The sequence below is a fragment of the Paeniglutamicibacter psychrophenolicus genome (assembly GCF_030812255.1).
Taxonomy (GTDB): domain Bacteria; phylum Actinomycetota; class Actinomycetes; order Actinomycetales; family Micrococcaceae; genus Paeniglutamicibacter; species Paeniglutamicibacter psychrophenolicus_A.
In genome coordinates this window covers 106043-113580 of the sequence record NZ_JAUSSH010000014.1, presented here as the reverse complement: position 1 = coordinate 113580, position 7538 = coordinate 106043, and the positions used below count along the sequence as shown (strand labels likewise).

Genomic DNA, 7538 nt, shown 5'->3' with positions numbered 1-7538 from the left:
TGTTGTATGGGGCGCCCCCGGCGGGCGCGCGCCCGGGTGGGGCACCCCGGGGCGCGTCGCCCGCCGGCCGGGCCGCCGCCCGGGGCCCCCCCCCCCCCCCCCCCCCCCCCCCCGCCCGGGTGCGCGGGTTCGCGGGTTCGCGGGACGACGAAGGAGCCGCACTCCCCCTTCGGGGCGTGCGGCTCCTTCGTCGCATGTTTCCAGCCAGGCAGGTGCGGCGGGCCGCTACTGCAGCATGGTCCGGTCGTCGAGCTGGGCGCCCTTGATCTTCTCGAACTCGTGCAAAAGGTCCGGAACGGTCATCTTGGCCTTCTGCGCCGAGTCCAGGTCCAGGATGATCTGCCCGTCGTGCATCATGATCAGCCGGGACCCCAGGCGCAGGGCCTGCTCCATGTTGTGCGTGACCATCAGCGTGGTCAGCTTGTGGCGTTCGACGATTTCCTCGGTCAGACGGGCCACCAGGGCGGCACGCTGCGGGTCAAGGGCAGCGGTGTGCTCGTCGAGCAGCAGGATCTGGGGACCGGAGAACGTGGCCATGAGCAGGCTCAGCGCCTGGCGCTGGCCGCCGGAAAGCAGCCCGACCTTGGCCTTGAGCCGCTTCTCCAGCCCGAGTTCCAGGGAGCGCAGCTCCTCGACGAACTGCTCGCGCTTGCGCTTGTTCACCCCGGGGTTCAGCCCGCGGAACTTGCCCCGGCCCAGGGCCAGGGACATGTTCTCCTCGATGGACATGTTCGGCGCGGTGCCGGCCATCGGATCCTGGAAGACCCGCCCGATGTACTTGGCGCGCGCGTGGTCCGGAAGCCGGGTGACTTCCTTGCCGCCGATGCGCACGGTCCCGGAGTCCGGCTGCAGCTTGCCGCCGACCATGTTCAGCACGGTCGACTTGCCCGCTCCGTTGGAGCCGATCACGGTGACGAACTCGCCCGAGGTCAGTTCCAGGTTGATGTCGCGCAACGCCTTGCGTTCGTTGACGGTGCCGGGGAAGAAGGTCTTGTTCAGGTTGCTGATCTCAAGCATTGGTTCCCACCTCTTCCTTCACGCCGTTGGGCTGCACGGCCTTGCCGCGGATGCGGATGCGGTTGGCGAACTTTCCGAAGCCCTTCCATTGCGGCAGGATCAGCGCGACGACCACCAGCACCGCGGAGATCAGCTTCATGTCGTTGACTTCCAGGCCGGCGTTCAGTGCCAGCTGGATGACCAGCCGGTAGACGACCGAGCCGAAGACCACGGCCAGGGCCGCGATCCAGATGAACTTCTGCCCGAAGATGGCCTGGCCCACGATGACCGAGGCCAACCCGATGAGGATCACGCCAATGCCCATGCCGATGTCGGCGAAGCCCTGGAACTGGGCGATGATGGCGCCGGAGAAGCCGACCAGGCCGTTGGAAAGCGCCAGGCCCAGGATCTTCTGGTTGTCGGTGCTCACCCCGAAGGACCGGATCATTTCCTCGTTGTCGCCGGTGGCGCGCATGGCCAGCCCGACGTCGGTGCGCAGGAACCAGACGATGAGCGCCACGGCGACCAGGCATCCGGCGAACATCAGCCCGACGGAGGTCCAGGTGCCCAGCAGCTGGTTTTCGCGCATGAAGGACAGGACGGTGTCCTCGCCCAACAGCGGGGTGTTGGCCTTGCCCATGATGCGCAGGTTGATCGAATACAAGGCGATCATGGTCAGGATGCCGGCCAACAGGCCATCGATCTTGCCCTTGGTGTGCAGCAGACCGGTGATGACACCGGCGAGGCCGCCGATGAAGAAGGCGAGGATCGTGGCAATGAACGGGTTGATGCCATTGACGATCGATATGGACGCGACTGCCGCGCCGGTGGTGAAGCTTCCGTCGACGGTCAGGTCGGGGAAGTCAAGTATGCGGAAGGTCAGGTAGACCCCGAGTGCCATGATCGCGTAGATCAGGCCTAGTTCAACCGCGGTGATCATGGGTGGATCCTTGCGTTTCGAGTGTTGGGTTAATGGCGGTGGCCGGTCGGGGTTGACCGACCGGCCACCGGTGGTTGGACCGTGTTGCGGTCGTGTTTACTTGTAGGTTTCCGCTGCTTCGGAGAGCATGTCTGCCGGGAAGGTCAGGCCGATCTTCTCCGCCGCGGTGGTGTTCAGGTAGAGCTCGACCTTGGTGATGGTCTCCACCGGCATGGTCTCCGGCTTGGCCTCGCCCTTGAGCAGCTTCACGGCCATGGCCGCGGTCTGCTCGCCGAGCTTCTCGTAGTTCAGGCCGTAGGTGGCGGTCGCTCCGCGCTTGACGGACTCGCCGTCGGCGGAGATCACCGGGATCTTCTTGTCCTGTGCGGTCTGCAGCAGGCCTTCGAGTGCCGATACCACGGCGTTGTCGGTCGGGACGTAGAACGCGTCGACGTTCAGGCCCGAGGCTGCCTGCTGGACCTCGGAGGAAGCCGAGATGGCCTTCTCCTCGATGGTCAGGCCCAATTCGGCTGCGGCGTCCTTGGCCCACTGGACCTGGACGCCGGAGTTGACCTCGCCCGAGGAGTAGACGATGCCCACGGTCTTGGCGTCGGGCTTGATCTTCTTGAGCAGTTCGAGCTGTTCCTTGACCGGGTTCTTGTCCGAGGTGCCGGTGACGTTGGCACCGGGTGCCTCGAGGCTGGAGACCAGCTTGGCTTCCAGCGGGTCGGTGACCGCGGAGAAGAGCACGGGGATCTTGGTGATCGACTGGGCGGCGGCCTGGGCCGTCGGGGTGGCGATGGCCAGAACCAGGTCCATGTCCTTGTCGGAGGCGAACTTGCCCACGATCGAGGTGTTGGTGGCCTGGTCGGCCTGGGCGTTGGCGAAGTCGTACTTGACCTTGTCATCGCCCGTGTAGCCGGCGTCCGCCATGCCCTTTTTGAAGCCCGTGACCACGGCGTCCAGCGACGGGTGGGACACGTATTGGGCGATGCCGATCGTGACCGGGCCGGCGGCTTCGGAGGAGCCGGTGGCCTCGGGGGTGGTGGATCCGCCGCATGCGGTGAGCACCAATGCGGTGGCAGCCACCCCGGCTGCGATCTGTACGGACTTGATGAATTTCATTATGTTCCTTTCACGACGTGCGAGTGTCATTCCCGGTGCGCCGTCAGGGCCGCACCAAGGGGTTTTCAGGATTAGCCCAACCTCGGCCGATCGGCAGGAAGTTCTCCTCATGAATTCCTTTGATACTACATGTGAACCTACTCACATTTCTTCCATCTGGTAGGAAATGCAAGACAAACCATCGATCATTCATCTTGTCGTCGTGCATCTTTCATGGAAAGTCCCTGCGAATCAGACAATTGGTATCCCTGTGACTTGAGAATCAGACGGTACCGTGGACAAAGCCGTTTTTTGACACTAGACACACACCGAGATGGCCCGACAACCCGGGATTTGCGGCCCGCCCTGCGCGCCGCGGACACCGGGTCCGCGCCCGGAGGATTCGCCGGTGGCACTGGCATAGACTTGGGTCATCATGGCCCTGACGATTTCCTATCCCGAAGCCCTGCCCGTTTCCGCCCGCCGCGACGACATCATGAAAGCCATCAAGGGCAACCAGGTGGTCATCGTCGCCGGCGAAACCGGCTCCGGCAAGACCACCCAGCTGCCCAAGATGCTCCTGGAGCTGGGCCTTGGCGAGAAGGGCATGATCGGCCACACCCAGCCCCGCCGCCTGGCTGCCCGCACCGTGGCCGAACGCATCGCCGAGGAACTGGGCACGACCATCGGTGCCGAAGTCGGCTTCCATGTCCGTTTCACCGGCGAGGTCTCCCGCTCCACCAAGGTCAAGGTGATGACCGACGGCATCCTGCTGGCCGAGATCCAGCGCGACAAGCTGCTCAAGAAGTACAACGCGATCATCATCGACGAGGCCCACGAGCGCAGCCTCAACATCGACTTCCTGCTGGGCTACCTGCGCCGGATCCTGCCCAAGCGGCCCGACCTGAAGATCGTCATCACCTCCGCCACCATCGATCCGCAGCGCTTCGCCGAGCACTTCGCCGCACCCGGGCCCCAGGGCGAAGAGCCCGTTCCGGCACCCGTCATCGAGGTCTCCGGGCGCACCTTCCCCGTCGAGCTGCGTTACCGCCCGCTGAACCCGGCCGACGGGATGGACGAGGACGAGCTGGACCCGGACTCCCAGGTCGAGGACCGCGACCCGCTGGACGCGATCGCCGAGGCCGTGGACGAACTGGCCAAGGAGGCCCCCGGGGACATCCTGATCTTCTTCCCCGGCGAGCGCGAGATCCGCGACGCCGCCGAGGTGCTGCGGGCCCGCGTGCAAACCAACCGGCGCCTGGCCGGCACCGAGATCCTGCCCCTGTTTGCCCGGCTTTCGCTGGCCGAACAACACCAGGTGTTCAAGCCGGGACGCAACCGGCGCATCGTGCTGGCCACCAACGTCGCCGAGACCTCCCTGACGGTGCCGGGCATCAAGTACGTCATCGACACCGGCACCGCCCGCATCTCGCGCTATTCCCACCGCACCAAGGTCCAGCGCCTGCCCATTGAACGGGTTTCGCAGGCCAGCGCCAACCAGCGCTCGGGCCGCTGCGGGCGCGTGAGTGACGGCATCGCCATCCGCCTGTACTCGCAGGAGGACTTCGAGACCCGCCCCGAGTTCACCGACCCGGAGATCCTGCGCACCAACCTGGCCGCGGTGATCCTGCAGATGAGCTCGATGGGCGTGGTGCGCACCGCGCGCGACGTCGCCGACTTCCCCTTCGTCCAGCCGCCGGATGCCAAGTCGATCAACGACGGCGTGGCGCTGCTGCGCGAGCTCGGCGCCCTGGACACCGGCACCGAGGCCACCATCACCGCCATCGGCAAGTCGCTGGCGCAGCTGCCGGTCGACGTGCGCCTGGGCCGGATGATCGTGGAGGCCGGGAACCGGGGATGCGCCAAGGAGGTCATGGTGCTCGCCGCGGCCCTGTCCATCCAGGACCCGCGCGAGCGCCCCAGCGAGGAAACCGGCAAGCGCGAACGCGCCGCCGAGATGCACAAGCGCTTCACGGACGCGAAGTCGGACTTCTCCTCGCTGCTGAACCTCTGGCGCTACCTGCAGGACAAGCAGAAGGAGCTCTCCTCCTCCGCCTTCCGCCGGCTGTGCAAGAACGAATTCATCAACTACCTGCGCGTGCGCGAATGGCAGGACCTGTTCACCCAGCTGCGCCAGCTCGCCAAGCCGCTGGGCATCACCATCTCCCCCGAGCCGGTGGATGCCGCCGCCAACGAGGACGCCATCCACATCTCGCTGCTGGCCGGGCTGCTGGGCCATGTGGGCTCCTGGGACGAGCGCAAGCGCGAATACGTCGGCGCCCGCGGCACCCGGTTCTCCGTGTTCCCGGGCTCCGCGCTGTCGCGCAAGAACACCGAGTGGGTCATGGCCGCCGAGCTGGTGGAGACCTCCCGGCTCTGGGCCCGCACCGTGGCGCGCCTGGACCCCAAGTGGGTCGAGGAGGTCGCCGGGGAGCTGCTCAAGCGCAGCTACTCCGAGCCGCACTGGTCCCGGAACTCCGGCGCGGTCATGGGATACGAGAAGCTCACGCTCTTCGGGCTGACCATCGTGCCGCGCCGCCGCATCCAGTACTCGCGCGTTGACCCGGAGCTCTGCCGCGAGCTGTTCATCCGCCACGCGCTGGTGGAGGGCGACTGGAAGACCCACCACAAGTTCTTCGCCCGGAACCGCCGGGTGCTCGAGGACATCGAGGAGCTCGAGACCCGGATGCGCCGCCGCGATTTGCGCGTGTCCGACGAGGACCTCTTCGAGTTCTACGATGCCCGCCTGGGATCCGAGGTGCTCTCCGAGCGGCACTTCGACCGCTGGTGGAAGGCCGCCCGGCACGAGGACCCCACGCTGCTGGACTTCAACCCGGAGGACATGCTGGCCGCCGATGCCACGGAATTGGACGAGGCCGCCTACCCGCGCAGCTGGCGCCACGGCACCCTGGACCTGGATCTGGTCTACGAGTACAACCCGGCCGCCCGCGCCGGGGAATCCGACGGCGTCTCGGTGCGCGTGCCGGTGCTCTTCCTGAACCAGCTGGACCCGGTGCGTTTCCGCTGGCTGATCCCGGGGCTGCGCGTCGAGCTGGTCACCGCGCTGATCAAGTCGCTGCCCAAGTCCATCCGGAAGAACTTCGTCCCGGCCCCCGACGTGGCCCGCACCGCCGTGGCCGTGCTGGAGGCCGACTTCAACCCGGAAACCGACGACCTGGCCACCTCCCTGGAGTTGGTGCTGCGCCGGCTCAAGGGCGTGGTGATTCCGCCCGGGTCCTGGAACTGGGACGCGCTGCCGCCGCACCTGCGCTTCACCTTCACCGTCATCGACGCCGAGGCGAAGATCCTGGACGAGTCCCAGGAGCTGGCGGTGCTGCAGCAGACCCTGGCGGCGGCCAACCGCTCGGCCCTGGCCCGCTCGCTGGGCATCAAGCCCGGTGCCGCGCTGCCCTCCGCGGCCGCCTCCGGCAACGCCTCCGGCAACGCCTCGGGCCGCGCCCCGGGTGCTGCATCGGCTCCGGCACGGGGCACGGCCGGCAACGCGAAGGTGCGCGGGCAGAAGTCCGCCTCGCGTCCCGGCGGAGCCACGGCCGTGGCCACCACGGTGTGGGAACGCAGCGGGCTGACCGAGTGGGACACCGGGCTCGGCCTGGCCGGGACCATCACCGAAAAGGTCGTCACCGAGGTCGCCGGGCAACAGGTCACCGCCTACCCGGCACTGCTGGATACGGGCACCGACGTGCGCCTGACGGTCTTCCGCAACCGGGCCGAGCAAATGGCCGCCCACCGCACCGGGGTCATCCGGCTGCTGCTGCTCAAGGTCCCCTCGCCCTCCCGCTACGTCCTTGACCACCTGAACAACACCGAAAAGCTGGTCTTCACGCAGAACCCGCACGGCAGCGTCGAGGCCTTGATCCGCGACTGCACCATGGCCGCGGTGGACAAGCTGGTTCCGGCCGCCCTGCCCTTCACCAAGGTGGCGTTCGACGCCCTGTACGAGAAGGTGCGCGCGGAGTTGATCGACACGGTCTTCACCGTGACCGCGATCGTGGAGAAGGTGCTTTCCGGGACCCGGCGGATCAACAAGGACATCAAGTCCGCCTCCTCGCTGGCCCTGGTCAATGCGTTGAACGACGTGAAGTCCCAGCTCGAGCAGCTGGTCTACCCGGGGTTCGTGGCCAGGACCGGCTACGCGCAACTGGCCCAGCTGCCGCGCTACATCTCCGCCATCGAGAAGCGCCTGGAAAAGCTCGGCACCGGGCACCTGGCGCGGGACAACGCCGCGACCCTGGACATCCAGTCGCTGGAGGACGAATACGATGCGGCCCTCGGGCAGTTGGTCCCCGGTGCCCGCACCCCGGCGCAACTGGCCGCGGTGAAGTGGATGCTCGAGGAATACCGGGTCTCGCTCTTCGCCCAGGAGCTGGGCACCGCCTACTCGGTGTCCGCCAAGCGGATCCGCGCGGCCATGCGCGAGGGGCTGGCCGCGGCCAAGTAACTGCCGGACGGCAAAGCGGTGGACGACAAAGGCTGCCCGGTTCGACCACGTGGTCGAACC

The 7538-nt window shown here is 67.0% G+C and carries 4 protein-coding genes; 1 reads left to right on the top strand and 3 read right to left on the bottom strand.

Annotated elements, in window-relative coordinates; genetic code table 11:
* Positions 1-225 precede the first annotated feature (225 nt).
* The 3 genes from J2T21_RS16725 to J2T21_RS16715 form a co-directional block, all read right to left on the bottom strand.
* A complete protein-coding gene (locus J2T21_RS16725) occupies positions 226-1017 on the bottom strand; it encodes an ABC transporter ATP-binding protein (protein ID WP_307582868.1) in 792 nt (263 codons plus the stop codon).
* Complete coding sequence (locus tag J2T21_RS16720) at positions 1010-1936, bottom strand: ABC transporter permease (protein ID WP_071213137.1); 927 nt, start codon at positions 1934-1936, stop codon at positions 1010-1012. Before J2T21_RS16720 ends, J2T21_RS16725 begins: the two co-directional genes overlap by 8 nt.
* Positions 1937-2032: 96 nt before the next feature.
* Positions 2033-3040: an ABC transporter substrate-binding protein gene (locus J2T21_RS16715; protein WP_307582865.1), complete on the bottom strand. Its 1008-nt coding sequence runs from the start codon at positions 3038-3040 to the stop codon at positions 2033-2035.
* Positions 3041-3455: 415 nt separating this feature from the next.
* Here J2T21_RS16715 and hrpA point away from each other — a divergent pair, with 415 nt between their 5' ends.
* The gene (hrpA, locus tag J2T21_RS16710; RefSeq protein WP_307582864.1) at positions 3456-7478 is read left to right on the top strand and encodes an ATP-dependent RNA helicase HrpA; all 4023 of its coding nucleotides are present in this window, start codon (positions 3456-3458) and stop codon (positions 7476-7478) included.
* The last annotated feature ends 60 nt before the right edge of the window (positions 7479-7538 follow it).